This is a genomic window from Kitasatospora sp. NPDC088548, assembly GCF_044753005.1.
Taxonomy (GTDB): Bacteria; Actinomycetota; Actinomycetes; order Streptomycetales; family Streptomycetaceae; genus Kitasatospora.
Genome location: NZ_JBIVMI010000024.1, coordinates 110,084 through 126,307, shown reverse-complemented (window position 1 = coordinate 126,307; position 16,224 = coordinate 110,084). Strand labels below are relative to the sequence as shown.

The window sequence follows — 16,224 nt, the reverse complement described above, 5'->3', positions numbered from 1 at the left end:
ATGGAGGTATGGAAACGGGTTCGACCCGTGCGCCAAGCGTGTGGGTGGCAAGAACCCCCTTTCCAATCAATGGCATACCTATGTTGTCGGTTCAGCCGCAGCCTGCCTTACAGGGGCGACGCGGGTCCGGCGGTGTGCCATCACAGAAAGGACACCATGATGGCAATCTTCGATGGCGGGTTCGGCCGGGGTCGAGGCCGGGGTCGCGGTGACTTCGGACGTGGACGCGGCGGCTTCGGACGCGGTGACTTCGGTCGCGGCGACTTCGGCCGTGGCCGCGGATACGGCCGGGGTTTCGGATACGGACGCCGTGACCGTTGGTGGTACTGATCTCCTAGGTCGAGCTGGGATTAACTCCCATGCCGGGGACCGGCGGTACGCCGCCGGTCCCTGCTTCCATGATTGGGCAGTGATTCTGTGGCCGAAGCGATGTCTTTGGAACCCCGGGCCGATCCCCTGGCGAGCGGATCGAGCGGATCGAGCGGATCGAGCGGATCGAGCGGATCGAGCCCATCGAGCGGGTCGAGCGGGTCGAGCCCATCGAGCGCATCGAGCGGTTCGAGCGCGTTGAGAGCCGAGGGACCGGTGGCGGCGGCACGTACCGTCCCGCTGCGGGAGGCCTTCCGGCGCTTCTGGCCGTGGGTGCACCCCGACGCGCGGTGGCTGCCGGTCAGCGCGGGCCTGCTCCTCCTGGGCGCGTTCGGTGAGGTGGTGTCGGTCTGGCTGTTCAAGTACCTGATCGACGACGTGCTCGTGCCGAGACACTTCTCCGCCTTCTGGCCGCTCGCCGGGGCCATGGTGGCCGTGGCCGTCGTGGGGGCGCTGTTCGCCTTCGCGGGCGGCTACGCGGCCACCAGGGTGGCCGAACGGTACATCCTGCGGCTGCGGACGGCCACCGTCGCCCATCTGCACACGCTGACCCCCGACACGCTGGAGAGCCGTTGGCGCGGCGACGTGATGTCCCGCCTCACCGCGGACATCGCCGCCATCGAGCAGCTGGTCTCCTCCGGCCTGATCACCGGGGGCACGGCGCTGGTCAGTCTGGTGCTGTTCGGAGCGGCGGCGGTGTACCTGAGCTGGCCGCTGACGCTCGCCGCCCTGACCGTGGCACCCCTGTTCTGGCTCTCCACACGCTTCTTCGGGCGCCGCATCATGGCCCGGGAGCGGCAGGTCCGCCGACGGGTCGGCAGCGTCACGGCCGTGCTGGAGGAGAGCCTGCGCAACGCGGTCGTCGCCCACACCCACGGCCAGGAGAAGCATGAGGTCGAGCGCGTGCACCGGGAAGGCACGGCCCTGCTGAACAGCGAACTCGGCGCCGCCCGGGTGGCCGGCCTCTACCCGCCGGTGCTCAGCGTTCTCGAAGTGATCGCCGGACTCGTCGTCGTCGGCGTCGGCGCCTACGAGCTGGACCACGGGGCGCTGACCCTGGGCGGACTGCTGGCCTTCGCCGCCTTCATGGCGCAGCTCTTCGAGCCGGCCCAGCAGCTGTCCGGGCTGGCCACCGTCATCGGCGCGGCAGGCGCCTCGGCCGAACGCGTGCTGGAACTCCTGGACATGCGCAGCCCGGTCCAGGAACGTCCCACCGCCCGCGACGTGCACGACGTCGAAGGGCGGGTGTCCTTCGAGGGCGTCGGCGTCAGCTACCCGAACACCCCCGGCCGGCCGGTGCTGACGGACCTCACCTTCGACATCGGCCCCGGCGAGGTCCTGGCGATCACGGGGCCGAGCGGCAGCGGCAAGTCGACGCTCGCGAAGCTCCTGATCCGCTTCCTGGACCCGGACGCCGGAGCCGTCCGCCTCGACGGCCACGACCTCAGGGACCTGACCCTCGCCTCACTGCGCGAGGCCATCACCCTGCTGCCCCAGCAGGCGCCGCTCTTCCACGCCACCATCCGGGACAACATCGCCTACGGCAGGCCGGAGGCGTCCCGGAGCGAGATCGAGAACGCCGCCCGCAACGCCGGTGCCCACGACTTCGTCATGGCCCTGCCGCAGGGCTACCGGACCGAGATCGGGGAGGACGGCTTCCAGCTCTCCGGCGGACAGAGCCAGCGCATCGCCATCGCCCGGGCCTTCCTGCGCAACACCCCCGTCCTGATCCTGGACGAGCCCACCGCGGGCCTGGACCAGCAGGCCGCCGCCCATGTGATCACCCCGCTGCGCCACCTCATGACAGGGCGCACCACCCTCCTGATCACCCACGACCAGGGCTTCGCCCGCACGGCCGACCGCATCCTCGCCCTGGGCCCGGTGGACAGCCCGCTGAGCCGGTCCGGATGACGCGGGCCCCCTAACCGATCCCCGGCAGCGGGTCCTGCTCCACCTCGTGGCGCGGGACCCGTTCGGCCGGGTCGCGGCACTCCGGGCCGAGGCGGAGCATGCGGGACTCGGGGTCGTGCAGGGGCCGGTGGCAGCGCCGGCAGGTGACGCGGACGCGCAGCGGCTCCGGCGCGGGTGTGCCGGGCAGGGGTTCGGCTCCGGGGCTGGTCATGGGGTAGACGGTAGCGGGGCGGCGGCCGTGCAAGGATTTCCCCCATGGCCACCGACCGCAGCAGCGCAGGAGACCCGGCGCGCACCCTCGCCCTGCTCTGGGGGCTGGCGACGGAGGAGAAGCCGGGCCGGCGCGGCCCGAGGCAGGCGCGCTCGACGACGGAGATCGCCGCGGCGGCCATCGCACTCGCCGACGCCGAGGGCGTGGACGCCGTCACCATGCGCAGGGTCGCCCAGGAGCTGGGGCTCTCGCCGATGGCGCTCTACACCTACGTCCCCGGCAAGGCCGAGCTGCTCGACCTGATGCTGGACACCGTCTACGCGGCGATGCCGCGGACCGCCCCGGCCGGTGACGGCTGGCGGGCCCGGGCCGCCGCCGTCGCGGACGACAACCGCGCGCTCTACCGGTCCCACCCCTGGGCGGCGGCCGTCTCCACCAGCCGGCCGCCGCTGGGCCCGGGCCTGATGGCCAAGTACGAGTACGAGCTGCGCGCCCTGGCCGGTTCCGGCCTGCCCGACGTGGAGCTGGACGCGGCCCTCACCCACCTGCTGGGCTTCGTCCAGACCTGCGCCCGGATGGCGGCCGACGAGCGGGCCGCCCGGCAGGACAGCGCGATGACCGACGGGCAGTGGTGGGCCGCCAACGCCGACCTGCTCGCCCGGGTCTTCGACGCCGAGCGCTACCCGGTCGCCGCCCGGGTCGGCGCCGCCGCCGGCGAGGCCCACGGCGGTGCGTACAGCCCGGACCACGCGTACGTCTTCGGCCTGGCCCGGGTGCTGGACGGGCTGGCGGCACTGATCGCGGAGAACGGCCGGATCGCGGAGAACGGGCCGACGGGACACTGATCGACAGCCGCCTCATGGGCGGCGCGGCCCGCCTCAGCGCGGCCGGGCGTCGTACTCCGCGCGGGCCTGCTCGACGGCCGGGACGCGCTCCTCGGACCAGCGGGCGAGGGCGGCGACCAGCCCGGCGGCCTCCCGGCCCAGCGGGGTGAGGCTGTAGTCGACCCGGGGCGGGATGACGGGGTGGGCCTCGCGCAGCACGAAACCGTCCCGTTCCAGGGTCTGGAGGGTCTGCGCGAGCATCTTCTCGCTGACGCCGGAGACCCGGCGGCGCAGCTCGCTGAAGCGGTAGCCGCGCTCGGCCAGCGCGGCCAGCACCAGCACGCCCCAGCGGCTGGTGACGTGCTCCAGGACGCCCCGGGACGGGCACATGCGGTCGTAGACGTTCGGCGGGGGCAGTTCGTCGAGCGGCACGGCCTTGGTCATTACCTGCATGTCAGTACCCTACTTCAAAGTGCGTACTTTCCAGAAGTTAGTGCCATCCCTAAGGTGAGTGTCGAGCAGGAAGTTCAACACGCAACCATGTGCAGGGAGCAGCGCTATGTACGTCGTCACCGGAGCCACCGGACAGCTCGGCCGGCTGGTCGTCGAGGGCCTGCTGGCCAAGGTCCCCGCGAGCGAGGTGGCCGTCGCCGTCCGCTCCGCCGGGAAGGCCGCCGACCTGGCCGAGCGCGGCGTGACCGTCCGGGTGGTCGACTACGACCGGCCCGAGAGCCTGGCGGGCGCCTTCGCCGCCGGAGACCGGGTGCTGCTGATCTCGGGCAGCGAGGTCGGCCGCCGCATCCCGCAGCACCGCGCCGTGGTGGACGCGGCGCGGGCCGCCGGTGTCGCGCTCCTCGCCTACACCAGCGCGCCGGGCGCGGCCACCTTCAGGCTGGCGGACGAGCACAAGGAGACCGAGGCGCTGATCCGCGAGTCCGGGCTGCCCTTCACCCTCCTGCGCAACGGCTGGTACACCGAGAACTACCTCGGTGACGCGGCCGGCACGGTGGACCGCGGTGTGGTGATCGGCAGCGCCGGTCAGGGCCGGGTCGCCGGCGCCACCCGCCGGGACTACGCGGACGCCGCCGTCGCGGTGCTGGTCGGCGAGGGCCACGAGAACGCGGTGTACGAGCTGAGCGGCGACGCCGCGTGGAGCCTCGCCGAGCTGGCCGCCGCGTTCGCGCAGGCCTCGGGCAAGCCGGTCGAGTACCGCGAGGTGGCCCCGGCCGAGCACCTGGAGGTGCTGGTCGGCGCCGGTCTGCCGCAGGGCTTCGCGGAGATCCTGGTGGACGTGGACGCGGGCATCGCGCGCGGCGAGCTGGCGGGCACCCCGGGTGACCTGGCCCGGCTGACCGGCCGGCCGACCGTCCCGCTGGCGGAGAGCGTGAGCGCCGCGCTCCGGGGCTGACGCCGCCTGCGGGGCCCGGCCGCCCCGACCGGCCCCGCCCGACCGGCCCCGCCCGACAGGCCCCGCCCGGCAATGTCATGACCAAAAACCGAATACGGAGATGACAGTCTGCCTTCCCGCCCGCTACCGTCGGCTCGACACACGCGCGCGTTTCGGAGGGCAGGCCGTCATGCCGGAGACAGATCAGCGGGAGGCCGGCCGGGGCCTCTGGTACGGCGTCGCCGCCTACGGGATGTGGGGGCTCTTCCCCCTGTTCTGGCCGCTGCTGGAGCCCGGCGCCGCCGACGACATCCTGGCCAACCGGATGGTCTGGTCACTGGTCGCCGTGGTGCTGCTGCTGATCGCCCAGCGGCACTGGGGCTGGATACGCCCGCTGCTGCGCCAGCCCCGCCGACTCGCCATGCTGGGCGCGGCCGCCGCCGTGATCTCGGTCAACTGGGGCGTCTACATCTGGGCCGTCAACGCCGGGCACGTCGTCGAGACCAGCCTCGGCTACTTCATCAACCCCCTGGTGACCATCGCCTTCGGCGTACTGGTGCTCAAGGAGCGCCTGCGGGTGGCGCAGTGGACGGCCGTCGGGGTCGGCGCCCTCGCGGTGGCCGTGCTGACCGTCGGGTACGGGCGGCTGCCCTGGATCGCGCTGACCCTGGCGCTCTCCTTCGCCACCTACGGGCTGCTGAAGAAGAAGGTCGGGCTGAGCGGGCTGGAGAGCCTGGCGGCCGAGAGCGCCTTCATGTTCCCGTTCGCGGTCGGCTACCTGGTCTACCTGGAGATCAGCGGACGCGGCACCTTCGGGCACACCGTGGCCGGCTCGTTCGGCTGGGGCCACTCGGGGCTGCTGATGCTCAGCGGGGTGATCACCGCGATCCCGCTGCTCTGCTTCGGCGCGGCGGCGGTCCGGGTGCCGCTCACCGTGCTCGGGCTGCTGCAGTACCTGGCGCCGGTGTTCCAGTTCCTGATCGGCATCGCGGTCTTCCACGAGTCCATGCCGCCCGCCCGCTGGGCCGGCTTCGCCCTGGTCTGGGCCGCGCTGGCGCTGCTCACCTGGGACGCGCTGCGCCGGGTGCGGGCGGACCGCGCGGAGCGGGCCGCGCTCGCCGCGGGGCTCGCCGCGGGGGCCGGCACCGAGGCCGCCACCGCTCCGGCGGCCACCCGCTGAACCGCCCGGCGGGGGCTTCCCGGCGCCGGGAAGCCCCCGCCGTCCTACGCCGTGATGTCCCGGCTGGAGAAGCGCGACCAGGCGGCCGAGCCGAAGACGGCGACGTACGCGGCCTGGAGCCCGAGGTTCTTCAGCACACCGTCCCAGTACATCGGCTCCCGCAGCAGGTCCCCGAAGCTCAGCCAGTGGTGGGTGAAGAGGAACGGCTGGATCGCGTGCAGCTGCGGGAAGCTGTCGAGGATCTGGACGGTGATCACCAGGCCGACGGTGGCGGCCATCGCCGCGATGCCGCTGCCGGTGAGCGTCGAGATGAACAGCCCGATCGCCACCAGCCCGGCCAGCGAGGCGGCCACCACACCGGCCACCAGCACCGCCCGCAGCAGGGCCGAGCCGAGGCCGATGGTGTCCCCGGAGATCAGCGTGACATCGCCGAGCGGGAACAGCGCCGCGCCGGTGGCGAGCGCCGCCAGGGCGACCGTCGCGGTCGCCGCCAGGCAGAACACCAGCCCGGCGGTGAACTTGGCGGCGAGCAGCCTGGTCCGGCCGGCCGGCGCGACCAGCAGATAGCGCAGCGTGCCGCCCGCCGCCTCGCCCGCGACGGAGTCCCCGGCGACCACGCCGACCGTCATCGGCAGGAAGACCGGCAGCGCCACCGCCAGCGCGGTGAACACCAGGAACAGGCCGTTCTGGGTCACCTGGGCGATGAAGGCCGGGCCCTCGCCGCCGCGCGGCCCGTCCGTCTCGATCCTGACGACCGTGCCGATCAGGACCGGCAGCACCGCGAGGATCGCCAGCAGCACCATGGTCCGGACCCGGCGGAAGGTCAGCCGCAGCTCGCTGCGGAACAGCGCCAGGAACCCGGCCGCCGTCTGCGGCCGCCGGCCGACCGGAGGCGCGGCCACCCCGATCCGCTCGCCGGGCCCGACCTGCCCGACCTTCTCAGCCCGCCCGACCTGCTCAGCCTGCTCAGCCCGCGACATCGAAGCCCTCCCCGGTCAGTGCCACGAAGGCGTCCTCCAGCGTCCCGCGTTCGACCCCGAAGCCGTGGACCCGTACCCCGGCCCCGACCAGCGCGGCGCACAGCCCGGGCAGCACCTCGTCGGAGAGCGCCCCCAGCTCGCCGTCCACCCGGCCCTCCCCGGCCGTCACCGCCGCGACCCGGTGCGCCGCCAGCACCTCGGCGGCCCGTGCCACGTCCGGCGTGCGGACCACCAGCCGGCCCTGGGCCCGGGCGGCCAGTTCGGCGACGGTGCCCTGCACCACCAGCCGGCCGCGCGACATCACCGCCGCGTGCGTGCAGACCTGTTCGATCTCGTCCAGCAGGTGGGAGGAGAGGAACACCGTGGTGCCCTCCGCCGCGACCTCCCGGACCAGCGCCCGGATCTCCCGCATGCCCTGCGGGTCCAGGCCGTTGGTCGGCTCGTCCAGCACCAGCAGCTCGCGCGGCTGGAGCAGCGCCGCGGCCAGGCCGAGCCGCTGCTTCATGCCCAGCGAGTACGCCCGGGCCCGCTTGCCGGCGGCGGCCGTCAGCCCGACCCGCTCCAGCGCCTCGGTGACCCGCCGCTGCCGGGTGCGCGGGTCGGCCGTCGGGTCGGCCGCGTCGAACCGGGCCAGGTTGTCCCGGCCGGAGAGGAAGCCGTACAGCGCCGGGCCCTCGATCAGCGCGCCGACCCGGGGCAGCACCGTGGAGACGGACTGCGGCATCGACTCGCCGAGCACCGTCGCCACACCCGCGGTGGGCGCGATCAGGCCCATCAGCATCCGGATGGTGGTGGTCTTGCCGGAGCCGTTGGGCCCGAGGAAGCCGAAGACCGAGCCCCTGGGCACCGTCAGGTCCAGCCCGTCCACGGCGAGCTGGCCGCCCCGGAAGCGCTTGGTCAGGCCCCTGGTCCTGATCACGTCGTCGGACGGGACGCCGGACGGGGCAGCGGACGGGACGGCGGCGGGAACGGCCACGGGGGCCGGGCGCGTCTCGGCGCCCCGGCCCCCGGCCGACTCCGTAACGTCCCCCGTTACGGGAGTCTTCGTCACTCCTACTTCACCCCGGCCGCGCTCTGCAGCACCGGGAGCGTCACCGCGCCCGCGAAGACCCGGCCGTCCTCGGTGACCAGCACGTTCAGCACCTTGGTGCTGATCAGCGTGCCGCCCCCGACCGGCTTGCCCAGCGCCTTCACCAGCGACTGGAGGCTCTGGCCCCCGCCGTGGCCGTTCTGCCCCTGGCCCTTGCCGTCGTGCCGCCCGGGCTTGGCCTCCTTCGGCACGGTGACCTCGCCGGTCGGCAGCTGGGCGCTCAGCACCGCCGTCCAGCCCTCGCCGACCACGTTCAGGCCGGCCGGCCCGGCGTGGCCGCCCCGGCCCGCCGGCCCGCCCTGCGCGTCCGGCGCGTCCGGCGCGGCGTGACCGCCCTGGCCGGCCTGCCCGCCCTGCGGCCCGTCCGTCTTCTGCTCCGTCACCTTGGCGCCCTTGGGCACCGAGAAGTCGAAGGTCCTGGCGGCCGGCTCGGCGAAGGAGACGTCCGTGAAGTGGACGTCGAGCACGGTGCCGCCGTCGGCGCCCTTGACCACCACCGCGAGCGGCACTCCGTTGTCGGCGGCCACCGCGATCCGGACCTCGCCGATCGTCGAACCGGACCGGGTGGGCTTCACCGAGAGCTGGTACGCCTTCTGCCCGGCCACGCTCGCCGTGCCGTCCACGGTGACGGCGGTGGTGCCCGCGCCCGCCGTGAGGAACTGGCGGGCGGCCTCCTGCGGGGTGGTCGGCACCCCGGTCAGCGGGACGCCCTCCGGCCGGGCGCCCTGGGGATGGGCGCCCTGGGGATGGGCGCCCTGCGGGAGCGTCAGGTGGACCGCCTCGTTGGTGGAGCTGTCCCAGGCCCAGGCCTGGTCACCGTTGTGGACGAGCGTGTACCCGGCCAGGTTCTCGATCAGGTCGACCCGCTGGCGGTCCGGCCCGGCCACCGCCACCCGCAGGGTGTGGTCGCCGCCGAGCAGACCGCCCAGCTTCGCCCCCGGCGCGGCCGAGGAGGAGGACCCGGAACCGCCGCCGCCCGCGACCGCGCCGCCGGCCGCCGCCCCCAGCAGCTGACTGGGCACCCCGAGGTCGGCCGAGACCGAGACCGTGCCGGAGAGCGTCTGCGCCTGCGAACCGAGCACCTTCGCCACCACCTGCTCGGCCGTCAGCGCGGGCAGGTTCGGCGGGGAGTCGTCCGCCAGCGCGGGCACCAGGCCGATCCCCGCGGCGATCACCCCCGCCACCGCCACCGGTACCACCACCCGCACCGCCGTACGCCGCCCGGACCGGTACGGCGCGCCGCCGCCCCGGTAGTCCTCGGTCGTCGTGTCGTCCGTCATAACGAGCAACCCCTCCGTAGCCGTGACCGACTGCCTGTGCCCCTCCATTACACGGCCACCGGCCCGTGGAGGCATCGCTCTGCAGGGCCAGATCGGGGTAGTCCCGGTGTCGCAGCCGACCCTGAGACGCCCTCAGGGTCTGCCTCCTCCGGACGTACGAGAACTGGCGTAGGGTCGCGCCATGGACGCAACAAGCACCCCGACTGCGAACGCGATGCGGCGCGCCCTGCGCCGTGCCCGGGACGGTGTCGCGCTGGACGCGACCGAGGCGGCGGTCCTGCTCCAGGCCAGAGACGACGACCTGCGCGACCTGTGCGCGAGCGCCGCACGGGTACGCGACGCGGGGCTGGCGGCGGCCGGGCGGCCCGGCGTCATCACCTACTCCAAGAGCGTCTTCATCCCCCTCACCCGGCTCTGCCGCGACAAGTGCCACTACTGCACCTTCGCCACCGTGCCCGGCAAGCTGCGACGGGCCGGACACGGGATGTTCATGTCGCCGGACGAGGTGCTGGACGTCGCCCGGCGCGGCGCCGAACTGGGCTGCAAGGAAGCCCTGATCACGCTCGGCGACAAGCCCGAGGACCGCTGGCCCGAGGCGCGCGAGTGGCTGGACGCGCACGGCTACGACGACACCATCGCCTACGTCCGGGCGATGTCCATCCGCATCCTGGAGGAGACCGGCCTGCTGCCGCACCTCAACCCCGGGGTGCTCGGCTGGACGGACTTCCAGCGGCTCAAGCCGGTCTCGGCCTCGATGGGCATGATGCTGGAGACCACCGCCACCCGCCTCTGGAGCGAGCCCGGGGGCCCGCACCACGGCTCGCCCGACAAGGAGCCGGCCGTCCGGCTGCGGGTGCTGGAGGACGCCGGGCGCAGCTCCGTCCCGTTCACCAGCGGCCTGCTGATCGGCATCGGCGAGACGTACCAGGAGCGCGCCGAGTCGCTGTTCGCGCTGCGCCGGGTCTCCCGGGCCTACCACGGCATCCAGGAGCTGATCCTGCAGAACTTCCGCGCCAAGCCGGACACGGCGATGCGCGGCATGCCCGACGCCGAACTGGACGAGCTGGTGGCCACGGTCGCGGTGGCCCGGCACATCATGGGCCCGGCCGCCTGCCTCCAGGCCCCGCCGAACCTGGTCGACGGCGAGTACGAGCGGCTGATCGGCGCCGGGATCGACGACTGGGGCGGCGTCTCGCCGCTGACACCCGACCATGTGAACCCCGAGCGCCCCTGGCCGCAGATCGACCGCCTCGCCGGGCACTCGGCCGCCGCCGGCTTCGAACTGCGGGAACGCCTCGCCGTCTACCCCGAGTACGTCCGGCACGGCGAGCCCTGGCTGGACCCGCGGGTGCTGCCGCACGTCCGGGCGCTGGCCGACCCGGAGACCGGGCTGGCCCGCCCGGACGCGGTGGTCCAGGGCCGGCCCTGGCAGGAGCCGGAGGACCTGCCCGCCTCCTACGGGCGGACCGACCTGCACACCGCCATCGACACCGAGGGCCGCACCGGCGACCGCCGGGCCGACTTCGAGGACGTCTACGGCGACTGGGAGGTGCTGCGCGAGCAGGTGGGCGCGAACGGCGCGCCCGAGCGGCCGGCGGGCGATCTGCGCGAGGCCCTGGCGGTGGCCGCCGACGACCCGGTGAAGCTGACGGACGAGCAGGCGCTGGCGCTGTTCCACGCGGACGGCCCGGCGCTGGACGCGCTCTGCCGGATCGCCGACGACGTGCGGCGGTCGGCGGTCGGCGAGGACGTCACCTACTGCGTCACCCGGAACATCAACTTCACCAACGTCTGCTACACCGGCTGCCGGTTCTGCGCCTTCGCCCAGCGCCGCACCGACGCGGACGCCTACACCCTCTCGCTGGAGCAGGTCGCCGACCGGGCCGCGCAGGCCTGGGAGGTCGGCGCCACCGAGGTCTGCATGCAGGGCGGCATCCACCCGGACCTGCCCGGCACCGCCTACTTCGACATCGCGCGGGCGGTGAAGAAGCGGGTGCCCGGCATCCATGTGCACGCCTTCTCGCCGATGGAGGTGGTCAACGGCGCCACCCGCACCGGGCTTTCGATCCGCGACTGGCTCCAGCAGGCCAAGGAGGCGGGCCTGGACACCATCCCGGGTACGGCGGCGGAGATCCTGGACGACGAGGTCCGCTGGGTGCTCACCAAGGGCAAACTGCCCGCCGCGACCTGGGTGGAGGTCGTCACCACCGCGCACGAGCTGGGCATCCGCTCCTCGTCCACGATGATGTACGGCCATGTGGACACCCCGGAGCACTGGCTGGGGCATCTGCGGCTGCTCGCCGGGATCCAGCAGCGCACCGGCGGCTTCACCGAGTTCGTGACACTGCCGTTCATCCACACCAACGCGCCGGTCTACCTGGCCGGCATCGCCCGGCCCGGCCCGACCGCCCGGGACAACCGGGCCGTGGTGGCGATGGCGCGGCTGCTGCTCCACCCGCACATCCCCAACATCCAGACCAGCTGGGTCAAGCTGGGCGCCGAGGGCGCGGCCGAGATGCTCCGCTCGGGCGCCAACGACCTGGGCGGCACCCTGATGGAGGAGACCATCTCGCGGATGGCCGGTTCCGCGTACGGCAGTTACAAGTCCGTCCGGGACCTCCAGGCGATCGCCGAGGCGGCCGGCCGGCCGCACCGCCAGCGCACCACCACCTACGGCGAGGTGCCCGCCGAGCGCCGGGCCGCGGCGCTGGCCTCGGACGGGCACCTGCCGGAGCTGCTGCCGGTGCTGGAGTAGGGCACCTGCCAGAGCTGTGCGGCGGTTCGTGGAAGTGCTGGTGCCCGAGGGAACCCCTCGACTTGTTCGGGCATTCGAATACAGTGCGAAGGCGCGCGACCGGCCGTGCGTCGCGCGCCTGTTCCCCGGACGAAAGGCACCTCGTCGTGATGCCACTGTGGTCACGCGCACAGCAGCAGGACTTCCGCAGCCGGGTGCGGGGCTGTCTGCTCGGCGGGGCGATCGGCGACGCGCTCGGCGCCGGAATCGAGTTCGAGTCGCTGGACAGGATACGGGCGGTGCACGGCCCGCACGGGGTGACCGGCTACGTCCCCGCGTACGGGCGGAGCGGCGCGATCACCGACGACACCCAGATGGTGCTGTTCACCCTCGACGGCCTGATCCGCGCCCATGTCCGCCGGGACACCGGCAGTTGGCACCCGCCCACCGACATCCACCTCGCCTATCTGCGCTGGGCCGCCACCCAGCGCGACTGGGGCCCGGACGAGCGCCGGGCCGACCTCGGCTGGCTCGGCCGTGAGGAGTGGCTGTACGCCCAGCGGGCCCCCGGCCAGGCCTGCCTCTCCGGCCTCTCCGGGCCGGACGCCGACCGGCTGGGCACCCTGGACGCACCCAAGAACCCGCACTCCAAGGGCTGCGGCACGGTGATGCGGGCCGCGCCGTTCGGGCTGCTCACCACCTGGGAGCCGGGCCTGGTGTTCCAGCTGGCGGTGGAGTGCTCGGTGCTCACCCACGGCCACCCCACCGGCTACCTCTCGGCCGGGGCACTGGCGGTGATCGTCCAGACCGTGGCCCGCGGCGGCACCCTGGAGGAGGGCGTCCACCTCGCGCTGGCCCTGCTCTCCGAGCGGCCGGCGCACGAGGAGACCACGGCCGCGCTGCGGGCCGCGCTGGACGCCGTCCGGGCGGGCGAGCCGTCCGCCGAGCGGGTCGAGGCGCTGGGGGAGGGCTGGGTCGCCGAGGAGGCGCTGGCGATCGGGGTGTACTGCGCGCTGGTCGCCCACGACGTGCGGTCGGGCCTGCTGCTGGCGGTGAACCACTCCGGGGACAGCGACTCCACCGGCGCGATCTGCGGCAACCTGCTCGGGGTGCTGCACGGTGACACCGCGCTGCCGCCCGGCCTGGTGGCCGGTGTGGAGGGGCGCGGGGCGATCCTGGAACTGGCCGACGACTTCGTCCTGGAACTGATGCACGGCCCCGAACTGCACGGCCAGGAGACCCCGGAGGGCGCCGCCTGGGCCACCCGCTATCCGGTGCTGGGCTGAACGCCGCTTCCAGGACGCACAGTTGCCCGTAGCGGTGCCCGTCGCCGGGGGAGGGCGACGGGCACCGCTACGGGCAACTGGGCCGAGAACGGACCCCCGGACCCGGACGGGACCGGGCCAGGATCAGAATCCGCCGAACGCCCCTGTCCCGGCGGCGGTGGCGAAGGCATTCCAGGCGTCGGACGAGAAGTGCAGTTGCGGGCCTTCCGGATCCTTGGAATCCCGGACCGACACCGCGTCCGCCAGCGGGGTGGCGATCTCCACACAGGCGCCGTTGCCGCCGCTGTGACTGCTCTTCCGCCAGGCCGTCCTGTTCTCGAAGGTGGTGCTCATTCGTGGTATCCCTCTTCAATCGTGGCTATCAGTGACCGGCTCTCCGCCACCCCGAGCGCCGCTGCGCGCAGGTGGTCGTAGAGACTGGTATAGCGGCGCACGTCCGCGTCCTTCTCGAGGTAGAGATCACTCGTCACCCCTTCGAAGTAGACAACCGTCGAATCGGCTGACTCGGGGAACTCCAACAGGGAGAATGTCCCGGTCATACCGGGGTGGGCACCGTGCGAGAACGGGATCACCTGGATGGTGATGTTGGAGCGCTGGCTCAGCTCCAGCATGTGCTTCAGCTGGCCGGCCATCACCTCACGGCTGCCGACCTCCCGGCGCAGCACCGCCTCGTCTATCACCGTCCAGAGACTGCCCAGCCGGTTCTCCCCGTGGACGCGGTCCTGGCGCTTCATCCGGACCTGGACCCGCCGTTGCACGGAGAGCGCGTCGGTGTCCGGCTGGGTGCCCTCCACCACGGCCTGCGCGTACTGTTCGGTCTGCAACAGGCCGGGGACGAACGAGGACTCGTACGCGCGGATCGAGGAGGCCTCGGCCTCCAGCCCGATGTAGACGCTGTACGGGGTCGGCATGTCGTTGAAGTCGTGCCACCAGCCGCGCTGGCGCGACTCCTTGGCCATCTCCATCAGACTGGCGCGCATCTGCTCGTCGGTCACGTTGTAGACGTCGCAGAGGTCGCGCACATCGCGCTGGCTGATGCTGCGGCGGCCGTTCTCCAGGCGGCTGATCTTCGACTGGGAGACCATCAGCCGGCCGGCCACCTCCTCGGCCGTCATCGCCAGGCCCTCGCGCAGCTTGCGGAGTTCGGAACCAAGGCGCCTGCGGCGCACGGTGGGATTGATGTTCGCGGACACGTCGACCTCCGGCCGGACCTCGGGTGATCGTTGGACCGGCAGCCCTCGGAACACTGTTGAAATTGGGACCAACCCCCCTGACTTGGAGCAGCATGTCACCTTGGATCAGGTCGGCGCCGGGGAATCGCATGAGCGCGGTAGATCGGATCATCAGAAAAGCGCTTCGGCGAGACGGCGGGTGCCTCCGGATGGTATGGCGGTGGTGCGGCTCGATCCGGTAGTGCGGTGATGGTGCGATGGCGGTGGTGCTGCCGTGGTGCGTGGTGCGGTGGTGGTGCCGCGGCCGGGCCGCGGTGGCGGTGAACGGGTGTTGCGGAGACGGTATCCGCTGACGCACATGCTGATGGCACGTGCCCGGGTGTTGTGGACCGGTCTCCGCCATGGCATCCGGGCCGGGTGCGGGGACGGCAGAGGGGCGGTCGCCGGGCGACTTCCGTCGCGGGCGATCGCCCCTCTTCCCTGCTGGGTACTGCTCGGTCCCGCCGCTGTCACCGGGGTTGCTCACCCGGGTGACTCACTCGGGAGCCCGCCGCGGACTGGCGGCGCGAGCGATGCGCCGCGCGCCGCCTCGCGCGCCGGACGACGTTCCCGCCGGGAACCTGCGCGGCCGTACGGGCCGCCGGACGGGCCGTGCGGGCCATGGGACCGGTTCGTCGGGCCGTGGGACCGGCCCGACGACCGACGGCCGGTGCGTCTGTCGACACGGCCGTCGGTGCGGTCGGTGCGGTCGGTGCGGTCGGTGACGCGGTCGGCGTCGGTGGTGCGGCCGGAGCCCTCGGGAGTCTCCGTCAGCGGACGCCGACGCGGGACGGTGTGGCCCGCCCGCCGGCCGCGCCGCGACCCGCCGTGCGCTGACCCGGACGGCCGGTGCCGGCCGGGGCGCCGCCCTGCGGCGAGCGGTTCTGCTGGGCCGGCAGGCCGTTCTGCACGTCCATCACGGCGTGCGCGACCATCCCGCCCAGCGGGTCGTAGCGGATCAGATCGCGCAGCCGGGACCGCGACGACCGCCCCTCGTTGCCCGGGTACAGGTGCTTGCCCAGACCCACCGAGTGGGCCAGGGCCGCGAGCGCGGCCGTCCGCGGGTCCGGCGGCACGCCGGTGCGGATCGCGGTGTCCAGCCGCTGCTTTATCGCGGCGTTGGTGCAGTCGTCGGACGCCTGATAGCGCGTCGTCGGCAGGACCCCGCACACCTGGCCCGGCACGGCGGTCACCATGCCGCACCGTTCCAGGTGCGCCAGATAGGTCTGCCGCAGCCCCAGCCGGGGCCCGCCGATCCAGTGCGCAGCGCGAACCGGGCTGCCGCGTCGGCGCAGCAACTCCAGTGCGTGGTCCAGCGTCGGGTCGCCGGTCGGCCGTGGCAGCACCACGGCGATCCGGTCTCCCTCCGGGACGATCCGTCCGGCCAGGGACAGCTCGACGAGCTGTGCCCCGGCAAGTCCGAGGTCGAGGGTCTGCGGCTGCGCCGTGGTGCCCGTGGTCGGGTCCAAAGCGAGCAACAAGAGTTCCTCGGGAACAGTTCTGCGGCTCTTGCCCATCCAAGCCTCCCCGCGTGGATGAATGACAGCGTGACGCCTCTCACACGGGCTTGTCGAGTACGCCTCCGAATCGTGACCTTGCGGCGGGGCCGGGGAACCGGCGGCGGCAGGGTGGGCGTCTGACCGGGGGACAGCCCGGAGTGCGGCCGTGCGGCGACAATACGCGCCGGTCGGGCGGGGTGTGGGCGGTCGGAACGGCCGCCGGTGGCGGAGACTGTACTGGTACATGGGGCGGGGCGTCGGC

14 protein-coding genes are annotated in these 16,224 nt (G+C 73.3%); 6 read left to right on the top strand and 8 right to left on the bottom strand.

From position 1 onward, the window contains the following. Window positions 1-585 precede the first annotated feature (585 nt). Window positions 586-2,280 carry an ABC transporter ATP-binding protein gene (locus ACIP82_RS27360; RefSeq protein ID WP_400657074.1) on the top strand — a complete coding sequence of 565 codons (1,695 nt, stop codon included), beginning with the start codon at window positions 586-588 and terminating at the stop codon, window positions 2,278-2,280. Window positions 2,281-2,290: 10 nt separating this feature from the next. Here the strand turns inward: ACIP82_RS27360 and ACIP82_RS27355 are convergent, their stop codons facing one another. Next, the gene (locus ACIP82_RS27355; RefSeq protein ID WP_363606886.1) at window positions 2,291-2,491 is read right to left on the bottom strand and encodes a DUF6011 domain-containing protein; all 201 of its coding nucleotides are present in this window, start codon (window positions 2,489-2,491) and stop codon (window positions 2,291-2,293) included. Between the two features lie 44 nt (window positions 2,492-2,535). Here ACIP82_RS27355 and ACIP82_RS27350 point away from each other — a divergent pair, with 44 nt between their 5' ends. Beyond that, a complete protein-coding gene (locus ACIP82_RS27350; RefSeq protein WP_400657071.1) occupies window positions 2,536-3,336 on the top strand; it encodes a TetR/AcrR family transcriptional regulator in 801 nt (266 codons plus the stop codon). A gap of 33 nt (window positions 3,337-3,369) precedes the next feature. Here ACIP82_RS27350 and ACIP82_RS27345 read toward each other — a convergent pair whose 3' ends face one another. After that, a complete protein-coding gene (locus tag ACIP82_RS27345) occupies window positions 3,370-3,759 on the bottom strand; it encodes a winged helix-turn-helix transcriptional regulator (protein ID WP_400657127.1) in 390 nt (129 codons plus the stop codon). A 115-nt stretch (window positions 3,760-3,874) separates the two neighbouring features. On the opposite strand from ACIP82_RS27345, the gene ACIP82_RS27340 reads away from it, so the two are divergent. Both ACIP82_RS27340 and rarD read left to right on the top strand, forming a co-directional pair. Next, on the top strand, window positions 3,875-4,723 hold the full coding sequence (locus ACIP82_RS27340; RefSeq protein ID WP_400657069.1) for an SDR family oxidoreductase: 849 nt from the start codon (window positions 3,875-3,877) through the stop codon (window positions 4,721-4,723). 169 nt (window positions 4,724-4,892) lie between these two features. Continuing rightward, window positions 4,893-5,882 (top strand): EamA family transporter RarD, encoded by a 990-nt coding sequence (gene rarD, locus ACIP82_RS27335; protein ID WP_363606891.1) that lies wholly within the window; start codon window positions 4,893-4,895, stop codon window positions 5,880-5,882. A gap of 44 nt (window positions 5,883-5,926) precedes the next feature. On the opposite strand, the gene ACIP82_RS27330 is transcribed toward rarD, so the two are convergent. The 3 genes from ACIP82_RS27330 to ACIP82_RS27320 form a co-directional block, all read right to left on the bottom strand. Then, window positions 5,927-6,862, bottom strand: a complete 936-nt coding sequence (locus tag ACIP82_RS27330; protein ID WP_400657066.1) for an ABC transporter permease — start codon at window positions 6,860-6,862, stop codon at window positions 5,927-5,929. Further along, complete coding sequence (locus tag ACIP82_RS27325) at window positions 6,849-7,838, bottom strand: ABC transporter ATP-binding protein (RefSeq protein WP_400657064.1); 990 nt, start codon at window positions 7,836-7,838, stop codon at window positions 6,849-6,851. The genes ACIP82_RS27330 and ACIP82_RS27325 overlap by 14 nt, the downstream gene beginning before the upstream one ends. 77 nt (window positions 7,839-7,915) lie before the next feature. Then, window positions 7,916-9,232 carry an outer membrane lipoprotein carrier protein LolA gene (locus tag ACIP82_RS27320; protein ID WP_400657062.1) on the bottom strand — a complete coding sequence of 439 codons (1,317 nt, stop codon included), beginning with the start codon at window positions 9,230-9,232 and terminating at the stop codon, window positions 7,916-7,918. 181 nt (window positions 9,233-9,413) lie between these two features. On the opposite strand from ACIP82_RS27320, the gene ACIP82_RS27315 reads away from it, so the two are divergent. Continuing rightward, a complete protein-coding gene (locus tag ACIP82_RS27315; protein WP_400657060.1) occupies window positions 9,414-11,987 on the top strand; it encodes a bifunctional FO biosynthesis protein CofGH in 2,574 nt (857 codons plus the stop codon). Window positions 11,988-12,136: 149 nt separating this feature from the next. Then, window positions 12,137-13,252, top strand: coding sequence for an ADP-ribosylglycohydrolase family protein (locus tag ACIP82_RS27310; RefSeq protein ID WP_363606897.1), 1,116 nt, complete (start codon window positions 12,137-12,139; stop codon window positions 13,250-13,252). 123 nt (window positions 13,253-13,375) lie between these two features. Here ACIP82_RS27310 and ACIP82_RS27305 read toward each other — a convergent pair whose 3' ends face one another. The 3 genes from ACIP82_RS27305 to ACIP82_RS27295 form a co-directional block, all read right to left on the bottom strand. Beyond that, window positions 13,376-13,585 (bottom strand): DUF397 domain-containing protein, encoded by a 210-nt coding sequence (locus ACIP82_RS27305; protein ID WP_363606898.1) that lies wholly within the window; start codon window positions 13,583-13,585, stop codon window positions 13,376-13,378. Further along, on the bottom strand, window positions 13,582-14,445 hold the full coding sequence (locus tag ACIP82_RS27300) for a helix-turn-helix transcriptional regulator (RefSeq protein WP_363606899.1): 864 nt from the start codon (window positions 14,443-14,445) through the stop codon (window positions 13,582-13,584). Before ACIP82_RS27300 ends, ACIP82_RS27305 begins: the two co-directional genes overlap by 4 nt. A gap of 788 nt (window positions 14,446-15,233) precedes the next feature. Next, window positions 15,234-15,980 (bottom strand): GPP34 family phosphoprotein, encoded by a 747-nt coding sequence (locus ACIP82_RS27295; protein ID WP_363606901.1) that lies wholly within the window; start codon window positions 15,978-15,980, stop codon window positions 15,234-15,236. Window positions 15,981-16,224 lie beyond the last annotated feature (244 nt).